Below are 21,929 nucleotides of genomic sequence, written 5' to 3'. Positions count from 1 at the left end.
CCGCTGCACCGCTTGTTATTCACGCTTTCTTGTCAGCCTGATCTGCGGCTGCGGTCGAGCGGCGGAGACGCCGGCCGGTTCAGCGCGAGGATCGAGCTGTTAATGACGTCCAGCTTTTTCTCCATCCGATAGAGAAGATAGAACGTGATCGTCATCGGAAACCCATACTCCCCAAGCGCCTGCATCCAGAGCTCCATAAAGCAGGACACCTCCTTTCGTTTCCACTTATGAAAAAAGCCGGCCGGGCATCAATGCCTCGGCCGGACAAGCTTACTCGACGCCAATGTCGATGGTTTCTACGTGCCGCTCTACTACGCGAGCGCCAATCTTCGAAACATAGTAGCCGCTCGGGCCATAAAATACACCGGCAGCAAGAATGCTGTCCATCGCATCGCGGATGTCAGCTGGTGTGACAGGCTCCTTCGGGTCATCGATCCCAAGTGTAGCCGTCGTGCCAGCCTCTGTACGAAAAAGCAGTTCCAGTCGTTTTGCCATTGTTTTCACCTCCTTTTAGTATGAAGCACTTCGTTTACAGCTCGTACGTGTTGAATCGTTGAACGTTGGACAAACCGTGCTGCTGCAGGGATGCTAAAGCTTCTCCTGCTGCTTTAAGGCTCTCATCGGCTGCATCTGTGCGCACGTTCTGAAACGAACGTGTGACGAGCATTACCATACCGTCTTCGTCGTACCCCTGGTTTAAGGTAAGAACGAGTCTGGAGCGGGATGTGATGACCATGCTGACCACCTCCTTTCACAGATGAAGTACATCCGGGACTGAAAAAGGGAGGGGGCTGCTTGAAAAAAAGAGCCGAACAGGAGAAAATGAAGACAGGGATTAAAAGAGGAGGAACGATCGTGAGAATACTCGTAACCGGATTTGAACCGTTTGGAGGCATGACGCAGAACCCGTCATCAAAGCTTGTATCGTGGATCGACGAGGAGACATTTCCTGAAGCTGAGGTGAAAACAATGACGCTTCCGGTCACGTACAGCCAGTGCGCAGAGTCCGTAGTAGAGGCATTGCACAGCTGGAAGCCGGACGTCGTTCTGCTGTTCGGCGTTGCCGCGGGCCGGCCGTCGATCAGCCTGGAGCGGATCGCGATCAACATGGAGGATGCGCCAGGTCTTGAAGATAATGAAGGAGAGGCGCCCGTTGACAGGCCAGTCGTTAACGAAGGGCCGGCAGCTTATTTTTCCACGCTGCCGCTGCGCGAGATAAAGGAGACGCTCCAACAGGGCGGAGTGCCGGCCGCTTTTTCCTATTCAGCAGGCACGTATATTTGCAATACAACGATGTACCGGGTGCTGCATGAAGCTTCTGCTCACAGCCTCCCGGTTCAGGCAGGATTTATCCATCTGCCGGCGTCGCCGGACATGATTCCGGATGGATCCAAACCGACGATGGCACCGGAAACTGTTCAGCGGGCGTTCCGGCACATCCTGCAGACGATAATAAAAAAGGAGGCGGCGGTATGACAACGGCAGCAGAAAGGATGACGGTAGAAGCAGCAGCGGATTTGTTCAAGCTTTTAGGTGATAAAACGAGGCTCCATATGGTGTCGATGCTCGCCGTTGATGAAATTTGCGTGTGTGAATTTGTGGAGCTGTTTCATATGAGCCAGCCGTCGATCAGCCAGCATTTGAAAAAGCTGAAGCAAAAAGAAATCGTCCGGGAACGAAAATATAATCAGTGGGTGTTTTATTCGCTTAACACCGATTCGCCGTTTTATCCAATGATTACGTCGATTGTCAGCGAGCTGCCTGATCCGAAGCCGAAGCTTCTGCAAATCGAAAAAGACGGTCTGCGCGTTAACTGCTGCTGATCTTTACAAACTCTTCATACACGTATAACGACCGGCATGTTATCATATAAACGAACGTTTATATATGATGCTGGAGGTATGCAGACATGACAAAACCAATTCTTTATTTTCTATGTACAGGAAATTCATGCCGGAGCCAGATGGCAGAAGGCTGGGGAAAGCACTACTTGAGCGGCGAGTGGGACGTTTACTCTGCCGGGATAGAAGCACACGGTGTAAATCCGAATGCCGTGAAGGCGATGCAGGAGGCAGGCATTGACATCAGCAGCCAGACGTCTGATACGATCGATCAGGAGCTGCTGCAGAAGGCAGATCTCGTAGTGACGCTTTGCGGCCATGCGAATGACGTCTGTCCGGCGACGCCGCCGAATAAGGAGCGGGAGCACTGGGGCTTCGACGATCCAGCAAAAGCAGAGGGCACCGACGAAGAAAAGTGGGCGTTCTTTCAGCGCGTCCGCGATGAAATCGGCGAGCGCATTAAGACATTTCAGCAAACAGGACGCTGATTGAGCCTTCCTGAACAAAAGAGAACCCCGGGCGATCATCATTCGCCCGGGGTTCTCTTTATCGGTATTTATTGAGCTACCGGCCCGTTGGTTTGCCGGCCTGCGCACGTTCCTGATCTGTTTCAAAATGACAGTAAACGGACAGCGTTTCTTCCACGTCTTCCTTTGCTTCATTGGCAATCGTCGTTTTAATCTTCTGGCCTTTTGCAAGCTCCATCACGAGCTGACGGCGGCTGGACTTCTGGCGCCCCCAGCGAATTTTCTGGATCGTAGACCAGCGGGCGTGATAGCCGGCAAAAATCAGGGCATCTCCCTGAATTTCAAAGACGCGGTCGAGCGTCAGCAAAATGAAGAGGCCGAGCGTCAAAATAAAGACGAACAATATCGTCGCGTTTTGAAAACTGTTAAATACTTCCACAAACAGCACGATTGACAAAATCAGGACGAGGTAACAGGAATAAACAGAAACTTTATAGACGGCAGAATGGGTGCTGATTTTTTTCGTGTCAGCGGGTGTATACGTCGTTTCTGCACCGCGGAGGCGGCGGAGACGGTCCGTGAACAGGTGATAGATGGCAATGACGCTTGCCACAACCCCTGTAAATAAGTAGATCCACTGCATGTGCGTTCCCCCCGATTATTTCGGCTCCCTCTATTTTAGCACGGAGAATCGGGAGCGGAAAGAGGAAAACCGTCAGCTGTACCGGTCAAACAGCTTATCATAGGCGTGCGCCGACTCGAAATCCTTTTGAGTGAGACCGCCTTCGTCGATTGTCGAGAGCTTCAGCGTGACGTTTTTATGGTCGATGATTGTGTAGGGATGATGCTGGCGGTCTTCCGCAATGTCGGCAATGGCATTCACGAACTGAATCGCCTTCGGATAGGATGAGAGCGTGTACGATTTCATAATCCAGTCGTCCCCTTCAAGCTTCCAGCCGTCTGCTTCGTTAATGTTAGCCTTTACCTCTTCATGCGTTAATACCATCTGTTCATCCTCCTTCTATTGTCTGAAAATTCAGCATTGTACAAGCATCATAGCAGATATTTCCTTCCGTGTATAGATCGATCAATCCGGTTAGAATTTCATTGCTCCGGGGTATAGGAATGGCAGAGGTGACAAACTGATGATACACAAGTTGAAGGAATGGGTGTTTCGTAAGATTGCAGCGAGATCGATCCGAAAGTACGGCGGTGAACGAGTGGCGCCTGCTTCGATCAAGACGAAGCCGGAAGAATGGCGCGTCGCGTTTTTAACAACAGCGGGCGTGCATCTGAAATCCGATAAGCCGTTTGACGTGGATGCCGGCGACTGGAGCGTCCGACTCCTGCCGGCGGATGCGGAAACGAGCAAGCTGACGGTGACCCACACACACTACGACACGAAAGCAGCGGAAGAAGATATCAACACCGTGTTTCCGATCGATGCGTTGCGGTCGCTTGCTTTAGAAGGCGTGATCAAGGAAGTATCACCGACGAATTTCGGCATGATGGGATACATCCCGCGTACCGATAAGCTGTTAAAGGAAAGCGTGCCGGAGATCATGAAGACGCTGCGTCAGGATAAGCCCGATGTCGTGCTGCTGTCACCCGGCTGATATATCTGCCATCAGTCCGTGGGGCTGATTCAGAAAGAAATTGAAAAAGAAGGCATACCGACTGTGTCGATGACCCATTTTCCAGAACTTACGGAAAAGGTTCATGCACCTCGTGCTCTGCACATCCGCTTTCCGCTTGGCCGTACGTTCGGACAGCCGGGGCGGGGGGATTTGCAAAAGTGGATTCTGCAGGATATGCTGGAAGCTGCCCAACAGGCAGAGCCAGAAATCCTGAGGCGATTAGACTATAAATGGAAGCGAGATTAACCGATAAAGGTACTAAGCTTCCTTTTGTAGGTTTTTAGAACTAAAAGTCGGGGAAAGGATGAGAAAACGAATGGACAGAAAGTTGGTGGCTCAGCATATGGAAACGTGTCAAATCTGTCAGGGTAAAATTCCGCTCGATGAGAGCGGGAGACTGATCCTCTCCAGTATAGAACCGGGAGTAACGGAAACGCTGCACCGATCTTTTAAAAAGTACGGAGCAGAAATGTCAAAGCAGGGCAGGTTGTTTATCCCATACGATTCCTGGGATAACCTGGAGAAACATTTGTTCAGAACCGAGAATATCCTTCCGGAAGAAGAGCTCGGGCGCCTTAGAGGCAGCTTAATGACGGATACGGGCAGCAAGCATTTTCCGGGAAATGATTTCTCCTACTACGAATTGTTTGAGCAGGTGAAACATCCAATCTTTGTGAAGATTATTCAGGAGCGGCTGTTTCAATCGTTTATGCAGCCTGTCATTGATACAGCAACCGGCGAACCGTTCGGCTATGAGTTTCTGCTGAGGCCGAACAGCAAGCTGTTTCCATTTTCACCGGGCGAGTTATTCGCGTTTTCCCAGCGATCGGGTCTGCAGTCGATGCTCGATAGCCAGGCGCGCATCAATGCGATCCGCACCGGTGCTCACATGCTTGAAAACGGCATGAAGCGGTTCATTAACTTTCTCCCGTCGTCTATCTATGATCCCCGCCACTGTTTGCAGAGCACGTTTAAAGCAGTGAGAGAGTACGGGGTGCAGGCTGATGATCTCGTCTTTGAAGTCGTGGAGACAGAGAAGATTGAAGACATTAATCACCTGCAGTTTATTTTCGATGAATACAAAAAAGCCGGCGTACACGTGGCACTGGATGATGTGGGCAGCGGACATGCCACGCTTGAAGTGCTGCAAAAGCTGAAGCCGGACTATGCTAAAATAGACCGCTCGCTCGTCGAACACTGCGATCAGCATCCGGAGAAAATTGCCTACATTAAAAAACTGAAGGAAACGGCTGCTGCGCAGGGAACGCTGCTGCTTGCAGAAGGAATTGAACGGCCTGAGGAATACGAAGCATTAAAACCGATCGTGGATCTCGTACAGGGATACTTTTTCGGACGCCCGCTGATGAAGCCTGCCTGACACGTACGAAAGCCTGGCGTGAATCGTTCGCGTCAGGCTTTGCTGATGGTAAAAGGACAGTTGAAAGGAGATTTCGCTATGTCTGTAATGGTCATTTATATGCACCCGACAGAAGACAGCTTAAACGGGGCGATGCTCGCCCAGGTGCTGGAGGAAATACCGGAGGCCGTCTTGTACCGTCCCGGCGTAGACGGGTTTGATCCGCATTTAACGCATAAGGAATACAAGCGCAGCATGGAAGGGGAATATGAAGCCGACGTGGCCGAAGCGGCAAAAGATCTGCAGGCTGCAGATCACGTCATCTTTATGTTTCCGCTCTGGTGGGGCGGCTTCCCCGCTGCCGGCAAGGGATTTATTGACCGGGTCTTCGCTTATGGGGCTGCCTATGAGCTTAAAGGGGAAGAGCCGGTGCCGAAGCTCTCAGGCAAAGCATCGCTCGTGTTTACGACCGGAACGCCGCCCGATGTGTTTCATGAGGAAGGCCTGTACGATAATGTGGTAGAAGGTCTCGACAAGCACCTGCTCTCCTTTGTCGGTCTCCAACTGATGGATGTCGTTCATTTCGGGGATGTCATTCAGGCTTCAGACGAGCAGCGCGCGGACATGCTTACTCATCTGCGCGAAAAAGCAGCCGCCTGGCAGCGGCTGCATGGGAAGGAACGTACTATGTAAGCGGTACAGTGAAGGAGAAGCGCCATACGGGAAGCGACGCTGGAAATCGTTCCAGCTCGAGCTGGATCGGCAGCTCCTGTTCGGAGGCAAACGTCAGCTCTGCCCGGCCGCTGTAAGGCTCGACACTTGAGAAGACAGGGTAAACGTACTCGTCTTCGTCAAAAAGCCTGAATTGATACTGAGCGGTGTCCTGGCGGGCCTGCAGATGACTGTCCTCAAGCACAAACTGGAGCGACGTGGCATCCTGCTCCAGTCCGCTCAGCTGAATATCGCCCAGCCGGACCGGCGTATCCTCCGCTTCAATGTAAAACGTATAGCCGTCTGCATACACGGCAGGCGTCACGTAAAAGGGCACGTGGATGTATCCCTCAGCCTCCGGCGGAGGAGGGGAAAGGGTCAGCGTCAGCGAAAGTTCATGCTCTTCCAGTCCCTCCCTGCTGATCTCAGAATCGATCAGGCGGTAGGGAACATCCGCATCATCCCAGACAAGATCCGGGAAGTCGAATTCATAGTCCGCTTCAAGAAGCGGCCGTTCGTCTGTATGTTCGAGCAGAAAATGAACGTCGACGCCGTCCCCGCCCTTCACCGATTCTACGTGCGTCATGTGGAGCGGCTCAATGGAAATGGACGTTTGTTCGTTTATCGGCTGCTCTTCAGGCGGCTCACCAGCGCTGCATGCCGCAGCGAGGAGCAGCCAGGTCCAATTGCGCATACGAACGCCTCCTGTCGTTGGATATCTTCCTATTGTATCAGACTATTACAGGAAAAAAGTCATGTTTTTGATGATGTATACGAAAGAAGGAACACGTATGACCCGTCAGCTAAAGCTGCTGCATGCATCGGCAGAGGCAGTATTATACGAGTTTGAACGAAAAAACCGCGCCTATTTTGAAGCCTTTATCCCGTCGCGCGGAGACGATTTTTATCGTCCCGAGGTGTTCAGCGAACGGCTTCAGCAGCTTCTCGCTGAACAGGAACGGGGCGAAGACCGCTACTACTTGTACTATGAAGGGGAGACGCTCATCGGCCGGATGAACCTGACGAACATCACCGGGGAAGGCACTGCGGAAGCCGGATACCGGATCGGCGCAGCTGCGGCTGGGAACGGAGCGGCAACTGCCGGACTGGCACTGCTTCTCAACGAAGCTGCAGACATAGGCCTGACGACCGTGACCGCACGAGCAACTGTAACGAATCCGGCGTCAGTAAAAGTGCTGGAGCGCAACGGATTTGTGCCGCACGCTGTCGAATCGATCGTCTGGAACGGAATGAAGGATAAACTGCATCACTATACGTGTCACATCCCTGCAAAAAGACCGTCCCGGAGCTGAAGCTAGTCCGGAACGGTCTTTTTTGTGTCTGTCAGCCTACAGCTGTTCGGCTGTTTCTTTCTGCTTGATTTTTTCGTTGGCACCTGTGAACTCTTCCCATTTCTTCTTTGGCGGCTCCCAGTGTGCTTCGTTTCCTGGCAGATCATCAAACCAGGCAGCATCATCCGGGCAGTCAAGCACCATGAATTTACCGTACTGGTTGTCGCGGGACTGGTGGTACTTCAAGTAAGCTTTTCCGTCTTCGATCGCCAGAATTTCGATTTTTCCGGACGTATGGCTCATGGAAAGACGCACACGCTTGCCGAGACCGGACGTTTTCGCTTTTGCCTGCTCGACGGCATCGTATGCTTCCTTCAAGGAGAGCACGAAGTCGTTGTTGCCGGCTACCGGACGGTTGATGAAGAAGTAGTACGGCGTTACGCCGGCCCAGGAAAGCTTATCGAGCAGCTCTGCAAGTACTTCCGGATCGTCGTTGATGCCGCGCAGTACCGGCGTCTGATTGACGACGATCGCTCCTGCGTTGTGAAGCGCCTCAAAGCCTTTCTTCGCTTCCGGCGTGATTTCACGCGGGTGGTTGATGTGTGCCATGACGTAAATGCGCTGCTCCGGCGTGGAGTATTCCCGAATCAGCTCATGCAGATCTTCATCCTCGTAAATGCGCATCGGGTTAAAGACCGGCATTTTCGAACCGAGACGAATAATTTTTACGTGCGGAATTTCGCGGAGCTGCTCGATGATTTTACGCAGCTTGCGCGTGGCAAGAATAAGCGAATCTCCGCCTGTCAGCAGCACGTTCGTGATTTCCGGATGGTTGCGGATGTACTCGATTCCCGGTGAAACATCCGACATGGCTTCTTTAATGTCATTACGGAACAGACGCTTGCGGAAGCAGTAACGGCAGTAAGCTCCGCAAACTTCAGAAACGATTAAGAGAGCCGTCTGGTCGTATTTATGCTGGCAGCCTGGTACGACGTAGTTCGTGTCTTCATCTGATGCATCCCAGCGGCCGTATTCCTCCAGCTCCCCCTCGTTCGGGATGACGAGCTTACGAATCGGATCCTGCGGGTCGCCCCAGTCGATGAGTCCAAGGTAATATTCGTTCACGCGGAAGACGAACTTTTCTGTGATCTGCTTCAGCTTGGCCTTTTCCTCGTCGGACAGGTGCGGCACCTTTTCAATATTCATAATGTACTTCGGCTGCGCCATCGTGCATCTCTCCTTTTTTCCATGATGTATCTTCATTTAAACATAAAGGTAAAAATTGGTCAAAAATGGATGATATCCTTTTCATTTTGATAAAGGTGGAGGGAATCATTCATTCTGAAAGCGATTTCTTCATGTGCCGGCTGGCAGAGAGGAGGAGTTTGATTTACACTAAGAAAAGGAAGGACGGTGCCTCCTATGACTGATATGGATGTATACGCACGCATCAGCCGTGCCCAGGAGGATTTAAGTAAATCCCATAAAAAAATTGCCCGCTACCTCGTCGAGCATCGGGAATCCGCACCATTTCTCACTGCGAGCCGTCTGGCTCAGAATGCAGAAGTAGGGGAAGCAACGGTGATCCGCTTTGCGACGGTATTAGGTTATAAAGGCTATACCGACCTGCAGCGCCATCTGCAGGAAGCGCTCACGAAAAAATATACGTCCGCTGAAGTGCTGAAACGGACGACGTCCGGCAAAGAAGCATCGCAGGAGACGATTACAGAGATTCTGCACGACGACATGCAGAACCTGCAGGCTACGACCGAGCAGGTGGACCCGGCAGAATTTGAAGCGATTGTGAAAGATCTGATTGAGGCAGACCGCATTTATATTGTCGCCTATCGCAGCGCTGCGAGCATTGGCTCGTATTTAGCGTTTTATCTGGATCTCGTTTTACAGAACACCGAGCTGATCGAGGAAGCGGACGGGGTGTCGGAGCATCTGCTTGATATCACGGAGAACGATGTCGTCATCGGCCTCGGCTTTGCCCGCTACACAAAGCGGACGGTCGAAGTGATGAAGTACGTCAAGCAGCGGGGGGCGAATACGATTGTGATGACAGATCATCTGCTCAGTCCGCTCTATCCTTACGGAAATAAGCATTTGATCACTGCAACCGAAATCAATTCCTTCATTGATTCCTTCGCAGCTCCGATGAGTGTAGCGAGCGCCCTCATCACAGCCTTAACCCGGGCTGAGCATGACAAAGTTGCCCGGCGCCTGGAGGAGCTTGAATCACTCTGGGAAACGTTCGACGTGTTTCACGACGGCGGAAAGTAGACAAGGTTTGCTCTCGTATGGAAACATTTTCTGAAGAAAAGGCACGCAAAAGCCGTTCCCGCATGGGGCGGGAACGGCTTTTCAGGCTGTTGATAAAGTCAATTTATTTACATGTTTATTCGATTGATTGACTTTCCCCTCTGTTTACCGGCGGAAGCTTGCCGTGGGCTTGCCTTCAGCTATTTCTCAGGATAAACCTCTGAGAAAGGATCTTCAGGCTGCGCTAATTCCACAGGCGTCCCCGCCGGACACAAAGGGGAGATTAATTTGTTTGATGGAGAAAAACGTTTCATCCCGATTCGACATCGAAGCGCTGCCTAACGAAAGGTTCCCTCTAGATGGAACAAGCTCGTGTGAATCATCACCAGGGTTTTAACCGGACAGCCAGCTGCTAAATCGGAGGAAACTCGACTCCGAGAGGATCAGAACGAGGCGAAGATCCAGCGCTTCTGACGAAAGGAAGAAGCGGTTAGCTGAGGCCGTTCCCTCCGGAAAGCGAGTGTCCGCAGATGCAGGCAGATGCAAAGTCATTCACCTGAAATGACTTTATCAACACTCTGAAAGCCGTTCCCGCATGGTGCGGGAACGGCTTTTTAATCATGCCATTATGCTTTTTTAGCTGCCCGCTTCTTCCGGATCGTCTGGAGAACAGCGATCAGAATGAAAATAACGAGGCCGCCGCCCTCTATCATGACGTTACCAGGATAGATGAGCATGATGCCGGCCGCAAACAGAAGCAGCCGTTCATACAGGAGGAACGTATTAAAGAAGTAGCCCATGATGGATGCACTCACAGCCGCCATGCCGAGCATTGATGTAATAATCAACAGAACGACCGTTCCGAATTGGGCGTCTACAAGCAGCAGCTGCGGATTGTAGACGAACACGTACGGAATAATGAAGGCTGCGATTGCAAGCTTGAAGGCGTTCACCCCGGCCCTCATCGGGTTCGCTTTGGCTATTCCGGCCCCCGCGTAGGCCGCGAGACAAACAGGCGGTGTGATGTCCGCCACGATACCGAAATAGAAGACGAAAAAGTGAGCTGCAATCTCCGGTACCCCGAAGTTGATCAGCGCCGGAGCGGCCATGGATGCTGTTACGACGTAGTTCGCCGTCGTCGGCAGACCCATACCGAGCAGGATGCAGGCAATCATCGTAAAGAAGAGAAGCAGGAACAGGTTCTCGCCTGCCATCTGAATCAGTCCGCCCGCAATCCGGCCTCCGAGGCCGGTGAAGACGACGGTACCGACGATGATCCCTGCGGTCGCACACGCTGCGATTACCGGAAGGGCAATGCGGGCACCCTGTTCAAAGGCGTCCAGAATGTCCTTCGGCATCAGGCGCGTATCCTTGCGCACATAACTTACGGCAAAGGCTGTACCGATACCCGTCAAAGCTGCATACGTCGGCGTAAAGCCGTTAACGAGCATCGTTACAATCACGATCAGCGGCAGAAGCAGGTAGGAGCCTTTCAAGAGCCCTTTGCGGGACGGAAGCTCTTCCTTCGGCAAACCGTGAATGCCGCACCGTTTCGCTTCAAAATGCGTGCCGAGGAAAATCCCGGAGAAGTAAAGCAGCGCCGGGATGATCCCGATGATAATAATGTCACTGTAGCTGACGTCTGACACGTACTCCGCCATGATAAAAGCTGCCGCACCCATGATCGGCGGCATAATCTGTCCACCAGTGGAGGCAGATGCTTCTGCGGCAGCGGCAAACTCGGGACGGAATTTTGCGCGCTTCATCATTGGAATCGTAAACGAGCCGGAAGCAACCGTGTTGGCAACCGAGCTCCCGGTTACCGTTCCCTGCATAGCTGAAGCCGCAACAGCAGCTTTAGCCGTACCGCCCGTGAAACGCCCGGTCATGCCAAAGGCGAGATCGTTAAAGTACTGGCCGACGCCTGTTTTCGTCAGCATGACTCCAAAGAACAAGAATAAGTATATATACGTCGAGGAGATTTGAATCGGCGTTCCGAAAATCGCGTCTGTCGAGAAAAACAGCCGCCGGGAAAGACCGGTCCAGTCAAAGCCTCCATGACCAAAATATGGAATGTTTGTTCCGAACATACCGTACACAATTGCAAGCGTACCAATAATGACGATTGGAAGACCAACCGCACGCCTGGTTGCTTCAAGCAGCAGCACGATCGCAATCGTCGCGACTGCTATATCATAGGTAGTAAAACCGACAATTCTCGCTGCGCCGGTAATCCACTCATAGCGGAATAAAATGTAGTAACACGAACCCATGGCAAGAAAGGCGAATATGACGTCGTACCAAGGGACGCCGTATTTCTTTAACCCGCTTCGTTTAAATGGATAAAGAAGGAAAATAAGACCCATTGCTGTACCGAGGTGAACCGCACCCTGCATAATGGATACAAGGGGTCCGCCCGTCTGAGGGAAGGCCCGGTAAAGATGGAAAATTGTTAAGGAAACGGCGATGAAGGTAATGACCCACGCCCATTTGCCTGTTCGCTGACGGACAGAAGATTCTTTGTCGTATTTCGCAAGCATCTCTTCTTTTTCTTTTTCAGTCATCAGTTCCTGATCCTTGTGATCATTGTGCTGATCCGCCATAAAACCTCACCTCACTTATCTGAATCGATGCTGCATATCATCCGACGAAAGGCCAGGAAGTTTTTCCTGCTCTTTCGTCGCTGTTCCGCCAAAACTGGCAGAGCACAGGATATGCAGGGCGGCAACAAGGAGACCGGACGAAACTGTCCGGTCTCCGTACCGCTTTGCTGTTTTAGTCGAGCCAGCCTTGTTCTTCAAAGTAGCGCTCGGAACCTGGGTGCATCGGCAGGTCGTCAGAACCATTCAGAGCGTTTTCATCTGTAATGTTTTCTGCCTGTGGATGCGCGATTTCGTCCGCGTACTCGAACATGGCTTTTGTGATTTCATAGCCGAGATCTTCGTCAATCGTATCTGTGTTTCCTACAAGTACCGCAAAGGCAGTGATTGCCTGCACGTCTTCTTCAAGGAAGTCATAGGAATCAGCAGGAATGTCGAAGCCTTCATAACCACTGTTTTCTTCTACATAATCAACACCCTCGTCGCTGAGCGGCAGGAGGTCGATGTCAGAAGAAGCAGCAAGCTCTTCAATACCGCCGGCTGGAAGGCCGAGGAGACCGAAGGATGCAGAAAGCTGTCCATCCTGAATTCGGCCCTGAGCATCGCCGAAGTCTTCTTCGAATGCTTCGTAGTCGCCGTCTTCAAGACCATACGCTTCTAAAATGAGGCGTGCAGCTGCCTGCGTACCGCTTCCTGGTGGTCCAATCGCAATCTGTTCGCCTTCAAGATCAGCGACAGATTCAAAGTCGGAATCAGCAGGAATAACGATCTGCATCACTTCCGGGTAAATATGGCCCATGAAACCGAAGTTGTCGATTTCAACGCCTTCAAAATCGCCGTCGCCGGTCAGAGCGTCAACTGCTGGAAGATGAACCGTCATACCAAGATCAAAGTTGCCTTGGAAGATTTCCGAGAGGTTGTCCACAGAAGCACCGGATGATACGGCACTGAGGTCAAAATCATCGAAGTTCTCAATGTTGTTGTTCACTACAGTCGCGATCTCCTGACCGAGCGGGTAGTATGTACCCCCGGTGGAGCCGGTTCCCATCTGCAGGTTGCTGATGTCGCCGGACGCTTCGCCGCCGTCATTGTCTGCATTGTTGTCTGCTTCTTCGCCGTCATCGTCATTGAGGTCGGTTTCTGTGTTCTCATTCACGTTGCCGGACGCGTTGTCAGTGTTCTCATCCACGGTATTGCCGCCGCCGTCGTTGTCACCGCACGCAGCGAGGACGAGAGCACCGGAAAGCATGAGAGCTGACAGGGATGTAACCTTTTTCATGAACGTATTCCCCCTTTAGAAAATAGTGTCCGAATATGATGCACATATTCTTCTTCATTTAATCAGAATCATGGGGGAATGTCAAAACTTTCCCCGCAATGGACGCAGAAGAGCGGCGCCTGTGCCACTGCGCCGCTATCTGCTCCATTATGAGGGATTGAGAGGTTTTTTGCCGGTGTGTATCATTCATTGACCCCGTTTAAAACTGGTACAGATGATACAGCGGTCAATTTCCGGCCGTTTGCGGGACCGGTTCGTCCGTTTCTGCTGAGGGATTATCAGCAAACGACATTTTCTGCCACTTTTTCGTGCGCCAGCGCCAGAGCATCAAGAGACCGCGCAGCCATTCATCAAGCGCCATCGCAATCCAGATCCCGGCCAGGCCGAAGCCGAGCCAGATGCCGGCTCCATACGAGACGGTTACGGCCACGCCCCACATCGATAGGATCCCGATGTAAACCGGGAAGCGGACATCACCGCCTGCCCGCAGCGCATTGATCACAATCAGGTTAAAGGCTCGTCCAGGCTCGAGCAAAATGGTCAGCAGCAATAGGGTCATGCCAAGCTCCACGATCTGCTGATTGGAGGTAAAGATAGAGAAAATCTGTTCACCGAAGATATAAACGGTGACTGCTGCAAATGTAGAAACACCGATACCGATCGACAGGCTTCTGAGGCAGCGCCTGTATGCATCATCGAAGCGCTTTTCTCCGACCATATGACCGATGAGGATTTGTGTACCTTGCCCGATGGCGATAGAGAAAAGCAGGGTAAACATGATGATATTCAGCGTATAGACGCGTGTTGTCAGCGCGACGGTTCCCATGGAAGCGATAAACATCGTAATGACGACCTGAGAGCCGTTGTAGGCGAGGTGCTCTCCCGCTGTGGGAACACCGATTTTAAGCAGATCCCGTACGTCCCGTTTCGGAAAGCGCGCCGTTAAGTAGCTCCACGGCAGTTCGCCGCGCACCCGTCTGACGAGCAGTGCAAAGAGGACCACGGTCCCGATTGTGCGGGCAGCGGCTGTGCTGATCGCGACACCCATTGCCCCAAGCTCGGGGGCACCAAACATCCCGAAAATCAGGATGAAATTTCCGAATACGTTCAGCACATTCATACCGAGCGTGACGTACATCACGTCTTTTGTGAATCCATGGCTCTTCAGCACAGCACCGACGGTCATGATAACCGCCTGCACAAACGCAAAGCCGCCGACAATCTGCAAATAAATCAGCGCCATATCCATCAGCTCAGGCGGAAGGTTCATAGCGCCGAGAATCGGTCTGCCGAAAAAGAGAAGTGCGGCGCTAAGCATGAGACCGGTGATGATGTTTAGTACGATCGAAACGACTGCTGTCTGCCCGGCACGCTCCCGGTCTCCGGCCCCGAGATACTGCGCAACGAGAATCGTCGTTCCCGTTGCGACAAAGCCAAACATGACGATAATGACGCTCATAAGCTGGTTGGAGACTCCGACCGCCGCAACCGCGTTGTCATCGTACTGGCTCAGCATGAGCGTATCGGCGTTTCCCATCAGCATATGCAGCAGAATTTCGATAAAGATCGGCCACGTTAGCGCAAACAGCGTCATCTGCCCGGCTTGTTTTTTCGACATACCGCACCCTCCTTTCTGGACAATCTATCTGTCTTTCTTCCTTATTAAACGGAAGCAGCGTTTTTGCATGAAGCCGTTATCAGCGGAATGAATTGTACAAATCCGTTTACATACGTGGTACAGTTTAGCTGATTACAGCAAGTTGGCATAGAGACAAATCCGGTTAAACTTGAACGTTTCCGACCAGAGGAGAAGATGACGATGACGATGATCCATACATTAGTGCCGCCGCTTCCTACGTATGTAAAAGGAGGCGCAGGGATGTTTGCGAAAGGGACAAAGCACTTTGCACGCACCTTTCACCTGTTTGATTTTCTCTTTGTAACAAAAGGGACATTATATATGAAAGAAGCCGGGCAGGAATTTAAGCTGAAGCCAGGTGATTACATCATTTTGGTACCGGACAGGCATCACGCCGGCTACCGCCTGTGCGAGGAGGATACGAGCTTTTACTGGGCACACTTCCAGCTGAATGCGCCGTTTACGGTTAAGCACGGGACGAAGCCGGACTGGTCGCAGGTATACCGCAGACAGGCGACCCATCAAACGCCGGATGAGTTTCAGCTGCAAATCGGACAGACCGGCACATTTGGATATCCGGAACGGGCGCAGACGGTGTTTGAAAATCTGCTTGCAGCGGAGCAGTCAGACGATCCGGAAATGAGGATGCACCGCCAGAGCCGTTTTTTTGACTGCCTGATTTATTTGCAAAAGGAAGCGATGGAGCTTCCGTCAGGCGCGCAGGAGGTCGCACGCAGAGCGATGGCCTATATTCAGAATCACTATAAAGCGGGTGTACGGATTGATGAGCTGGCCCAGCAGCTGCTCTACCATCCGGACTACGTAACGAGATCGATGAAAAAAGTGACGGGTCTCACGCCAAAGCAGTACTTGCATCACGTACGTCTGGAAAAGGCGAAGGAGCTCTTGCAGCACGGCTCCTATCATGTGGAAGCTGTTGCAGAGGAAAGCGGGTTTCGGGACGTCAGCTATTTTTCCAGATTGTTTAAAGAGCGCGAGGGAATGACGCCCGGTCAGTACCGAAGGCTTATAGGACGAAGTGGTTTCTAGGTATAAAAGCATAGATTTGCAAACGGATACATGCTATACTTCCTAGTAAAGAGCAATAATGCAAGCGATTGCACCTTTTCGCGGGCATGCTCTAAGTCGAGGAAAGCAGGGGATAGCATGAAACAGAAGCGATTGGTGAGGAGGCTCTATGTGCTCACCGTGATGCTCGTACTCATTTGTGCCGGGACCGGTGCCGTACTGTTTACTTACATATCGGAGGCAAGCGTTCAAAGTGCAGAGCTGGAAGAACTGGATGCATTTCAGCAGCATTATTACGATTTATCCGGACATTTACAGGAGCTGAGCCTGATTCAGCTGCAGCTTTCTCAAACCGGCTGGCGCGAGCAGGGCGCAGACAGGATGGAAGAGCTGCTTGTCGAATCCGCCAGCTTGCTCGATGCCCTGCAGGCCGACGCCGGTGACGGCGATCTGGCTCACTATTTGTCCTTCATGGAAGAACCGGTGACGCTTTATCAAGCTCACTACGAGACGTATTTCTCCACCATCTTTACAGGCGATGAAGCAGCACAGACGGCGAGCCGGGTTCTGCCGGGTGTCACGAGGACAGAAGAGCAGCGGGCTGCGTATGATGAACGGATTCAAACCGTGCTGCAGGAGGATCGGGAAGCGGCTCAGGCAGCCGCTGACGGGGCGCTTGAAGGGGCGGGAACGGCTGCTTGGAGCGGTCTGCTCATTTTGATTCTTGTACCGGTCGTTCTGCTTGGCTTGTTTGCCCGGGCTATATCAAAGGGTCTGCTTCATGTTATGAAGCGGATTCGCGCCTTCGAAAATGGCGATTTAACGTATAAGCAAGCATCGAGAAAGGATGAATTCGGCTCGATTGACGAGGCGTTGGGCCGTTTAGGGGCAGGACTCGCCGCCTATCAGGCTCGTTCCCGGGAGGCAGGAAGGGATGTACGTCAAATAGCTGCCGCTGCGGCTGAGCGATCGCACGGACAAAGTGCGGCAGCTGGCGATATGGAGCAGCATACGCGCACACTCAACCGAAAAATGGAGGCACAGTCTGTCCAGACAGCTGCGATTTCTGCCGCGGCTGGCCAAATGTCGTCGTCTGTAGATGCTGTCAATGGATCAATGGAACGGCTGCATGCGTTTATGCAGGAGCTGCAGCAGGAGTCTGCAGACGGACTCTATGCAATGGAGGAAGTCGAAACCATCGTTGCCGAGGTCAGTCACGAGAGCAGAGACGCAGCTGCAGGCGCTCTGCAAATGAGTCAGGATCTCGAACAGATGGATGCTTTTTTAAACGGCATTCGCGACATCAACCGGCAGACGGAGCTGTTGGCAATCAATGCATCTATCGAGGCAGCAAAAGCAGGAGAAGCAGGCAGAAGCTTTGCCGTCGTGGCAAAGGAAATCCGCCGTTTGTCGGAGCAAACAGCTTCATTTGCGGAAGAAACCGGCAGCGGACTGATGACAGTGCGCACGGATGCAGCTACGCTGAGTGAAACATTTTCTGCGCTGAGTGAGCAGATCGCCGAAGCGTCATCCGCTACAAAAGCTGCAGGTGCTTCTTTCAGGAAAATAGAAGAGGGCAACCGCCGTGCAACACGTGAGCAACAGGAAGTAAAATCCGCTGCAGAAGAAATGAAGCGCGCGCTTTTAGAATCAGCATCGCATACTGAAGAACTGGCATCTCATGCAACGGAATTGCTTTCCAGAACAGGGGAGATGGAGGAAATCATCCGCGTGCAGTATGTACAGCAGCGCGAACTTTCCAACGAAGTGAGCAGACTTGAAGAAATGGCTGAAAGCCTTGATACGAAAGAGAAAGAGACTGCCTGAGAGGCAGTTTCTTTTTTGCAGGTAAACAAAGAAGTCAAAAAACTTCACATAAAAAGCTTGTATTTAAACGAGGGAACGTGTATATTGAAATCAGAAAGTGATGCAAACGATTTCACTAACGTTTCCGCAGTCGGGAATCGCGTATTCACTTCTTATGCAATCGGTTGTCTTAATTGTGTCATGCCGGCGGAAACAAAGCCTTACGGATGGCGAGCGCTGTTCTTTTTTACAGGGACTATGCAAGCGATTACGTAAAGCGCTGTCAAACAGGCATACAAATAGAGACACCACCTTTCATTATTCCAACATTCATTTAAGGGGGAAACTGGTAATGAAAAGAAGTAAATCACTCTTGGTCACGCTTGCAGTTGTACCGGCACTGATGCTTGCTGCCTGCGGCGGCGACGACGCTGAGAACAACGGCGGTGCTGAAAACAATGGCGGAGCGGACAACGTAGAGAACAACGCAGACACGGACAACAACGCGGACGACGCGGAAAACGATGGTGAAGAAGCAGCCGCTGACGGTGACGCTCCAGAACCGCCGGAAGAGCTCACTATGTGGGTTAACGATGAAGAAGCACAGCTTGATGCATACGAAGAAATCGTACAGGGATTTGAAGAGGAGCACGGCATTGAAGTAAGCATTACACCTTACTCCATGCTCGAGCAGACAGAGGGTATGTCTCTTGACGGACCGGCCGGACAAGGACCTGACCTTTTCTTCCAGCCGCACGACCGTCTTGGTGACATTCACCTGCAGGGTCTTGCAGCGGAGCTTGAGCTCACAGAAGATCAGCAGGAGCGTCTGAGCGAGTACAACGAAGAAGCGGTAACATCATTCAGCTTTGACGGCATTCAGTACGGCATTCCGGCAGTCGTCGAAACATATGCACTCTTCCATAACACGGATCTCGTTGAAGAAGCTCCGGAAACGATGGATGAGCTGATGGACGTTGCACGTGACCTGACGGACGGCGATCAGTACGGATTCCTTATGGAAGCAACGAATTTCTACTTTACCTACCCATTCCTGACTGCTGAAGGCGGATACGTATTCGCACAGGATGACGATGGGGTCTATGATCCGGAAGATATCGGACTGAACACGGATGGTGCCGTAGCAGGCGCTGAAACGATCCAGTCCTGGTTTGAAGAAGACCTGATGCCGACTGGTATTGACGGCGACATCATGAACGGCCTCTTCACAGACGGACAGGTCGGCATGGTCGTAACAGGACCTTGGGCGATTCCGGAATACGAAGAAGCACTCGGCGACAGCCTCGCTGTATCCACGCTTCCGGAGCAGGACGGAGAGCCTCTCAGCTCATTTGCAGGTAACAAAGGCTGGCTCGTGAACTACTACACGGAAAACGAGTACTGGGCAACAGAGCTTGCGCTTTACCTGACAAACGCAGAAAACTCGGAAACATATTTTGAAGTAGCCGGCGAGCTGCCTGCGCACACAGCAGTTGAAATCGACGATGAGTTCATGGGACCAATCTTCGACCAGACTGAATTCGCAGAGCCAATGCCGAACATTCCTGAAATGTCCCAGGTGTGGGATCCAATCGGGGAAGCAATGGAGTTCATTTCCCAGGGAGATGACCCGCAGGAAGTACTCGATGAAGCTGTCGAGCAAATCCGCGAGCAGATCGCGATCAGTCAACAATAGTTTAGAGCAGGAGGGCTGGGCGGCTCAGTCCGGCCCTCTGTTCTTTCAGATTTGGAGGTAGCACCTATGGCTGCAAAAAAAGAACGTGACCCGAATACGATTTTGGTCAACCCGAAACACAATCCGACCTTAGCCGCTCTTTTGTCCATCATTCCAGGACTCGGTCAGGCATACAACAAGCGCTTCATTAAAGGCGCGGCCTTATTCATTCTCTTTGCAGCTTTTGTGATTGCTGCAGTTGATTTCATGTCAAACGGCCTGCAGGGCCTGATTACACTCGGGGAAGTCCCGCGTGAAGACGACTCGCGCGTATTCCTCAGTAACGGAATCATCTCGCTCATCCTGCTGACCTTTTTCATTGCTTTTTATGCCCTGAACATTCAGGACGCGCTGAAAGACGCAAAGAGAATTCAATTAGGCTGGCAAGTACCGAACATTCGCGAAGGATTTAAAAACGCATGGGACGCAGGGTTTCCATACCTGCTCGTTGGTCCGGGACTGCTGCTCCTCGTGTTTGTTGTTATTTTCCCACTTATGTTCATGGTATTTCTCGCATTCACAAACTACAATTTATACAACGCACCGCCGCGAAATCTGCTTGAATGGGTCGGGTTCCAGAACTTTATTAACCTGTTTACGATCAGCGAATGGCGCAACACGTTCGTTAACGTACTCTCCTGGACGCTTATCTGGACGTTTGTCGCAACGACGCTTCAGATCGCCCTTGCCTTGTTCCTGGCAACGATCGTGAACGATCCGCGCATCAAGTTTAAAAAGCTGATCCGCACCGTGTTCATTCTGCCCTGGGCGGTACCGGCATTTACGACGATCATCATTTTCTCCGCGTTGTTTAACGACAACTTCGGGGCGATCAACACCGGGATCATCCAGCCTATATTCGGCACCGGCATTCCGTGGCTGACCGACGCTACCTGGACGAGGATCGCGATCATTATGATTCAAGTCTGGCTCGGTTTCCCATTTGTTTATGCTCTCTTTACCGGCGTGCTGCAAAGTATTTCCGCCGACTGGTACGAAGCGGCAGACATCGACGGGGCAAGCCGGATTCAGAAGTTCCGCCACATTACATTCCCGCACGTGATGTTTGCAACGGCGCCGCTTCTGATCATGCAGTACTCGTTTAACTTCAACAACTTTAATATCATCTATCTGTTCAACCAGGGGGGACCTGCCGTCAGAGGCCAGACCGCCGGTGGCTCAGACATACTCATATCGTGGATTTACGGGCTTACGTTCGAAAACCAGCAGTTTAACATGGCTGCGGCAATTTCGATTATTCTCGGTCTGCTGGTCGCATCGTTCGCGTTCTTCCAGTTTCGCCGGTCCCGTTCCTTTAAAGAGGAGGGAACATTCTAAATGGCTGCTAAAACAAAGAAACCACTCGATAGAAAGCTGGTTAACCGTCTTGAACTGATCGGAAGCTACACGGTTATCGCGATCATGTTCGTCATTATTTTGTACCCGCTCGCCTGGGCGCTCGGTATCTCGTTAAACACAGGTACCGGCGTGTACGGCGCATCGATTATTCCGGATAACATTACGTTTGAGCACTATGCGTGGCTGTTTACCGACCCGCGCAGTAACTACCTGCTCTGGTACCGAAATACGCTGATTGTTGCCTTTTCCGTGACGATTATCGCAACCTTTATGATTGCCCTGACAGCGTATGCGTTCTCCCGCTACCGCTTTAAGGGACGAAAAAACGGCCTTTACGCGTTTCTGCTGCTGCAGATGTTCCCGGTTCTCATGGCAATGGTGGCGCTCTACATCCTTCTGAACACGGTGAACCTGCTCGACAGCCTGCTCGGCTTGATTATCATTTACGTCGGCGGGGCGATTCCGATGAACGCCTTCCTCGTAAAAGGATATTTTGATACGATTCCGCGTGAACTGGATGAGTCGGCGAAGATTGACGGAGCCGGACATTTCCGGATCTTCTTCCAGATCATGCTGCCGCTTGCAAAGCCGATTCTCGCCGTCGTTGCGCTGTTTAACTTCATGGCCCCGTTCATGGACTTTATCCTGCCGCGTATCGTGCTGCGGAGTCCGGAAAACTTCACGCTCGCACTCGGTCTGTTCAACTTTGTTAACGACCAGTTTGCCAATAACTTCACCCGGTTCGCTGCCGGTGCCATTTTGATCGCGGTTCCGATCGCGCTCGTTTATCTCTTCCTGCAGCGCTACCTGATCTCCGGTCTGACTTCCGGAGCAACAAAAGGATAACCGTTCAACCAGTGGGGAAGGAGGCAGCCGCCTGCTTCCCCCTTTTTTAAAGGTTAACCGAGGAGC

At 51.9% G+C, this 21,929-nt stretch carries 24 protein-coding genes; 14 read left to right on the top strand and 10 right to left on the bottom strand.

Features of this window, described 5'->3' with window-relative positions; genetic code table 11:
• Nucleotides 1-32 precede the first annotated feature (32 nt).
• The 3 genes from ACSZLD_RS00495 to ACSZLD_RS00485 all read right to left on the bottom strand — a co-directional run bounded on the left by ACSZLD_RS00495 (nucleotide 33) and on the right by ACSZLD_RS00485 (nucleotide 736).
• On the bottom strand, nucleotides 33-197 hold the full coding sequence (locus ACSZLD_RS00495; protein ID WP_377909998.1) for a YvrJ family protein: 165 nt from the start codon (nucleotides 195-197) through the stop codon (nucleotides 33-35).
• A 73-nt stretch (nucleotides 198-270) separates the two neighbouring features.
• Complete coding sequence (locus ACSZLD_RS00490) at nucleotides 271-495, bottom strand: DUF2922 domain-containing protein (protein WP_377909997.1); 225 nt, start codon at nucleotides 493-495, stop codon at nucleotides 271-273.
• Between the two features lie 34 nt (nucleotides 496-529).
• Nucleotides 530-736 (bottom strand): DUF1659 domain-containing protein, encoded by a 207-nt coding sequence (locus ACSZLD_RS00485; protein ID WP_377909996.1) that lies wholly within the window; start codon nucleotides 734-736, stop codon nucleotides 530-532.
• 119 nt (nucleotides 737-855) lie between these two features.
• Here ACSZLD_RS00485 and pcp point away from each other — a divergent pair, with 119 nt between their 5' ends.
• The 3 genes from pcp to arsC all read left to right on the top strand — a co-directional run bounded on the left by pcp (nucleotide 856) and on the right by arsC (nucleotide 2,329).
• The gene (gene pcp, locus ACSZLD_RS00480; RefSeq protein WP_444683935.1) at nucleotides 856-1,476 is read left to right on the top strand and encodes a pyroglutamyl-peptidase I; all 621 of its coding nucleotides are present in this window, start codon (nucleotides 856-858) and stop codon (nucleotides 1,474-1,476) included.
• The gene (locus ACSZLD_RS00475) at nucleotides 1,473-1,823 is read left to right on the top strand and encodes an ArsR/SmtB family transcription factor (RefSeq protein WP_377909994.1); all 351 of its coding nucleotides are present in this window, start codon (nucleotides 1,473-1,475) and stop codon (nucleotides 1,821-1,823) included. Before pcp ends, ACSZLD_RS00475 begins: the two co-directional genes overlap by 4 nt.
• 86 nt (nucleotides 1,824-1,909) lie before the next feature.
• Nucleotides 1,910-2,329 carry an arsenate reductase (thioredoxin) gene (gene arsC, locus ACSZLD_RS00470; RefSeq protein WP_377909993.1) on the top strand — a complete coding sequence of 140 codons (420 nt, stop codon included), beginning with the start codon at nucleotides 1,910-1,912 and terminating at the stop codon, nucleotides 2,327-2,329.
• Between the two features lie 76 nt (nucleotides 2,330-2,405).
• Here arsC and ACSZLD_RS00465 read toward each other — a convergent pair whose 3' ends face one another.
• On the bottom strand, nucleotides 2,406-2,951 hold the full coding sequence (locus ACSZLD_RS00465; protein ID WP_377909992.1) for a hypothetical protein: 546 nt from the start codon (nucleotides 2,949-2,951) through the stop codon (nucleotides 2,406-2,408).
• Nucleotides 2,952-3,023: 72 nt separating this feature from the next.
• Nucleotides 3,024-3,314, bottom strand: coding sequence for a 4a-hydroxytetrahydrobiopterin dehydratase (locus ACSZLD_RS00460; RefSeq protein ID WP_377909991.1), 291 nt, complete (start codon nucleotides 3,312-3,314; stop codon nucleotides 3,024-3,026).
• A gap of 139 nt (nucleotides 3,315-3,453) precedes the next feature.
• Here ACSZLD_RS00460 and ACSZLD_RS00455 point away from each other — a divergent pair, with 139 nt between their 5' ends.
• The 4 genes from ACSZLD_RS00455 to ACSZLD_RS00440 all read left to right on the top strand — a co-directional run bounded on the left by ACSZLD_RS00455 (nucleotide 3,454) and on the right by ACSZLD_RS00440 (nucleotide 5,995).
• Nucleotides 3,454-3,924, top strand: a complete 471-nt coding sequence (locus ACSZLD_RS00455) for a glycine/sarcosine/betaine reductase selenoprotein B family protein (RefSeq protein ID WP_377909990.1) — start codon at nucleotides 3,454-3,456, stop codon at nucleotides 3,922-3,924.
• Between the two features lie 63 nt (nucleotides 3,925-3,987).
• The gene (locus ACSZLD_RS00450; RefSeq protein ID WP_444683934.1) at nucleotides 3,988-4,191 is read left to right on the top strand and encodes a hypothetical protein; all 204 of its coding nucleotides are present in this window, start codon (nucleotides 3,988-3,990) and stop codon (nucleotides 4,189-4,191) included.
• Nucleotides 4,192-4,261: 70 nt separating this feature from the next.
• Nucleotides 4,262-5,323, top strand: a complete 1,062-nt coding sequence (locus tag ACSZLD_RS00445) for an EAL domain-containing protein (RefSeq protein ID WP_444683933.1) — start codon at nucleotides 4,262-4,264, stop codon at nucleotides 5,321-5,323.
• 78 nt (nucleotides 5,324-5,401) lie between these two features.
• A complete protein-coding gene (locus ACSZLD_RS00440; RefSeq protein WP_377909987.1) occupies nucleotides 5,402-5,995 on the top strand; it encodes an NAD(P)H-dependent oxidoreductase in 594 nt (197 codons plus the stop codon).
• Here ACSZLD_RS00440 and ACSZLD_RS00435 read toward each other — a convergent pair.
• Nucleotides 5,988-6,707, bottom strand: a complete 720-nt coding sequence (locus ACSZLD_RS00435; RefSeq protein ID WP_444683932.1) for a hypothetical protein — start codon at nucleotides 6,705-6,707, stop codon at nucleotides 5,988-5,990. The genes ACSZLD_RS00440 and ACSZLD_RS00435 overlap by 8 nt on opposite strands.
• 97 nt (nucleotides 6,708-6,804) lie before the next feature.
• On the opposite strand from ACSZLD_RS00435, the gene ACSZLD_RS00430 reads away from it, so the two are divergent.
• Entirely contained in the window at nucleotides 6,805-7,326 is a 522-nt protein-coding gene (locus ACSZLD_RS00430; RefSeq protein WP_377909985.1) for a GNAT family N-acetyltransferase, read from the top strand.
• A gap of 36 nt (nucleotides 7,327-7,362) precedes the next feature.
• On the opposite strand, the gene ACSZLD_RS00425 is transcribed toward ACSZLD_RS00430, so the two are convergent.
• Nucleotides 7,363-8,532, bottom strand: coding sequence for a KamA family radical SAM protein (locus tag ACSZLD_RS00425; RefSeq protein ID WP_377909984.1), 1,170 nt, complete (start codon nucleotides 8,530-8,532; stop codon nucleotides 7,363-7,365).
• Nucleotides 8,533-8,727: 195 nt separating this feature from the next.
• Between ACSZLD_RS00425 and ACSZLD_RS00420 the strand changes: the two genes are divergently transcribed.
• Nucleotides 8,728-9,591 carry a MurR/RpiR family transcriptional regulator gene (locus ACSZLD_RS00420; protein ID WP_444683931.1) on the top strand — a complete coding sequence of 288 codons (864 nt, stop codon included), beginning with the start codon at nucleotides 8,728-8,730 and terminating at the stop codon, nucleotides 9,589-9,591.
• A gap of 605 nt (nucleotides 9,592-10,196) precedes the next feature.
• On the opposite strand, the gene ACSZLD_RS00415 is transcribed toward ACSZLD_RS00420, so the two are convergent.
• The 3 genes from ACSZLD_RS00415 to ACSZLD_RS00405 all read right to left on the bottom strand — a co-directional run bounded on the left by ACSZLD_RS00415 (nucleotide 10,197) and on the right by ACSZLD_RS00405 (nucleotide 15,067).
• Nucleotides 10,197-12,173 (bottom strand): TRAP transporter permease, encoded by a 1,977-nt coding sequence (locus tag ACSZLD_RS00415; protein ID WP_444683930.1) that lies wholly within the window; start codon nucleotides 12,171-12,173, stop codon nucleotides 10,197-10,199.
• A gap of 172 nt (nucleotides 12,174-12,345) precedes the next feature.
• Nucleotides 12,346-13,449 carry a TAXI family TRAP transporter solute-binding subunit gene (locus ACSZLD_RS00410; RefSeq protein WP_444683929.1) on the bottom strand — a complete coding sequence of 368 codons (1,104 nt, stop codon included), beginning with the start codon at nucleotides 13,447-13,449 and terminating at the stop codon, nucleotides 12,346-12,348.
• Nucleotides 13,450-13,675: 226 nt separating this feature from the next.
• Complete coding sequence (locus tag ACSZLD_RS00405; protein ID WP_444683928.1) at nucleotides 13,676-15,067, bottom strand: MATE family efflux transporter; 1,392 nt, start codon at nucleotides 15,065-15,067, stop codon at nucleotides 13,676-13,678.
• A gap of 201 nt (nucleotides 15,068-15,268) precedes the next feature.
• Here ACSZLD_RS00405 and ACSZLD_RS00400 point away from each other — a divergent pair, with 201 nt between their 5' ends.
• The 5 genes from ACSZLD_RS00400 (at nucleotide 15,269) to ACSZLD_RS00380 (ending at nucleotide 21,863) form a co-directional block, all read left to right on the top strand.
• On the top strand, nucleotides 15,269-16,138 hold the full coding sequence (locus ACSZLD_RS00400) for a helix-turn-helix transcriptional regulator (RefSeq protein WP_444683927.1): 870 nt from the start codon (nucleotides 15,269-15,271) through the stop codon (nucleotides 16,136-16,138).
• 117 nt (nucleotides 16,139-16,255) lie between these two features.
• Nucleotides 16,256-17,944, top strand: coding sequence for a methyl-accepting chemotaxis protein (locus ACSZLD_RS00395; protein ID WP_444683926.1), 1,689 nt, complete (start codon nucleotides 16,256-16,258; stop codon nucleotides 17,942-17,944).
• Between the two features lie 331 nt (nucleotides 17,945-18,275).
• On the top strand, nucleotides 18,276-19,619 hold the full coding sequence (locus ACSZLD_RS00390) for a sugar ABC transporter substrate-binding protein (RefSeq protein ID WP_444683925.1): 1,344 nt from the start codon (nucleotides 18,276-18,278) through the stop codon (nucleotides 19,617-19,619).
• Between the two features lie 66 nt (nucleotides 19,620-19,685).
• Nucleotides 19,686-20,996 carry a sugar ABC transporter permease gene (locus tag ACSZLD_RS00385; protein WP_444683924.1) on the top strand — a complete coding sequence of 437 codons (1,311 nt, stop codon included), beginning with the start codon at nucleotides 19,686-19,688 and terminating at the stop codon, nucleotides 20,994-20,996.
• Nucleotides 20,997-21,863 (top strand): sugar ABC transporter permease, encoded by an 867-nt coding sequence (locus ACSZLD_RS00380; protein WP_377909975.1) that lies wholly within the window; start codon nucleotides 20,997-20,999, stop codon nucleotides 21,861-21,863. It abuts the gene before it with no gap.
• Nucleotides 21,864-21,929 lie beyond the last annotated feature (66 nt).

It is taken from the genome of Alkalicoccus luteus (assembly GCF_052061695.1).
Classification (GTDB): Bacteria; Bacillota; Bacilli; order Bacillales; family Salisediminibacteriaceae; genus Alkalicoccus; species Alkalicoccus luteus.
The sequence above is the reverse complement of the archived record's forward strand: the minus strand, read 5'-3'. Positions and strand labels throughout refer to the sequence as shown.

Bases quoted from the DNA above. Each gene is read 5' to 3' on its own strand.
- ACSZLD_RS00425 (WP_377909984.1), bottom strand. From the start codon at position 8,532: ATGGCGCAGCCGAAGTACATTATGAATATTGAAAAGGTGCCGCACCTG.
- ACSZLD_RS00415 (WP_444683930.1), bottom strand. From the start codon at position 12,173: ATGGCGGATCAGCACAATGATCACAAGGATCAGGAACTGATGACTGAA.
- ACSZLD_RS00390 (WP_444683925.1), top strand. From the start codon at position 18,276: ATGAAAAGAAGTAAATCACTCTTGGTCACGCTTGCAGTTGTACCGGCA.
- ACSZLD_RS00455 (WP_377909990.1), top strand. From the start codon at position 3,454: ATGATACACAAGTTGAAGGAATGGGTGTTTCGTAAGATTGCAGCGAGA.
- ACSZLD_RS00420 (WP_444683931.1), top strand. From the start codon at position 8,728: ATGACTGATATGGATGTATACGCACGCATCAGCCGTGCCCAGGAGGAT.
- ACSZLD_RS00400 (WP_444683927.1), top strand. From the start codon at position 15,269: ATGACGATGATCCATACATTAGTGCCGCCGCTTCCTACGTATGTAAAA.
- ACSZLD_RS00440 (WP_377909987.1), top strand. From the start codon at position 5,402: ATGTCTGTAATGGTCATTTATATGCACCCGACAGAAGACAGCTTAAAC.
- ACSZLD_RS00435 (WP_444683932.1), bottom strand. From the start codon at position 6,707: ATGCGCAATTGGACCTGGCTGCTCCTCGCTGCGGCATGCAGCGCTGGT.
- ACSZLD_RS00380 (WP_377909975.1), top strand. From the start codon at position 20,997: ATGGCTGCTAAAACAAAGAAACCACTCGATAGAAAGCTGGTTAACCGT.
- ACSZLD_RS00475 (WP_377909994.1), top strand. From the start codon at position 1,473: ATGACAACGGCAGCAGAAAGGATGACGGTAGAAGCAGCAGCGGATTTG.
- arsC (WP_377909993.1), top strand. From the start codon at position 1,910: ATGACAAAACCAATTCTTTATTTTCTATGTACAGGAAATTCATGCCGG.
- ACSZLD_RS00385 (WP_444683924.1), top strand. From the start codon at position 19,686: ATGGCTGCAAAAAAAGAACGTGACCCGAATACGATTTTGGTCAACCCG.
- ACSZLD_RS00405 (WP_444683928.1), bottom strand. From the start codon at position 15,067: ATGTCGAAAAAACAAGCCGGGCAGATGACGCTGTTTGCGCTAACGTGG.
- ACSZLD_RS00410 (WP_444683929.1), bottom strand. From the start codon at position 13,449: ATGAAAAAGGTTACATCCCTGTCAGCTCTCATGCTTTCCGGTGCTCTC.
- ACSZLD_RS00445 (WP_444683933.1), top strand. From the start codon at position 4,262: ATGGACAGAAAGTTGGTGGCTCAGCATATGGAAACGTGTCAAATCTGT.
- ACSZLD_RS00395 (WP_444683926.1), top strand. From the start codon at position 16,256: ATGAAACAGAAGCGATTGGTGAGGAGGCTCTATGTGCTCACCGTGATG.
- ACSZLD_RS00495 (WP_377909998.1), bottom strand. From the start codon at position 197: ATGGAGCTCTGGATGCAGGCGCTTGGGGAGTATGGGTTTCCGATGACG.
- ACSZLD_RS00465 (WP_377909992.1), bottom strand. From the start codon at position 2,951: ATGCAGTGGATCTACTTATTTACAGGGGTTGTGGCAAGCGTCATTGCC.
- ACSZLD_RS00430 (WP_377909985.1), top strand. From the start codon at position 6,805: ATGACCCGTCAGCTAAAGCTGCTGCATGCATCGGCAGAGGCAGTATTA.
- ACSZLD_RS00490 (WP_377909997.1), bottom strand. From the start codon at position 495: ATGGCAAAACGACTGGAACTGCTTTTTCGTACAGAGGCTGGCACGACG.
- ACSZLD_RS00485 (WP_377909996.1), bottom strand. From the start codon at position 736: ATGGTCATCACATCCCGCTCCAGACTCGTTCTTACCTTAAACCAGGGG.
- ACSZLD_RS00460 (WP_377909991.1), bottom strand. From the start codon at position 3,314: ATGGTATTAACGCATGAAGAGGTAAAGGCTAACATTAACGAAGCAGAC.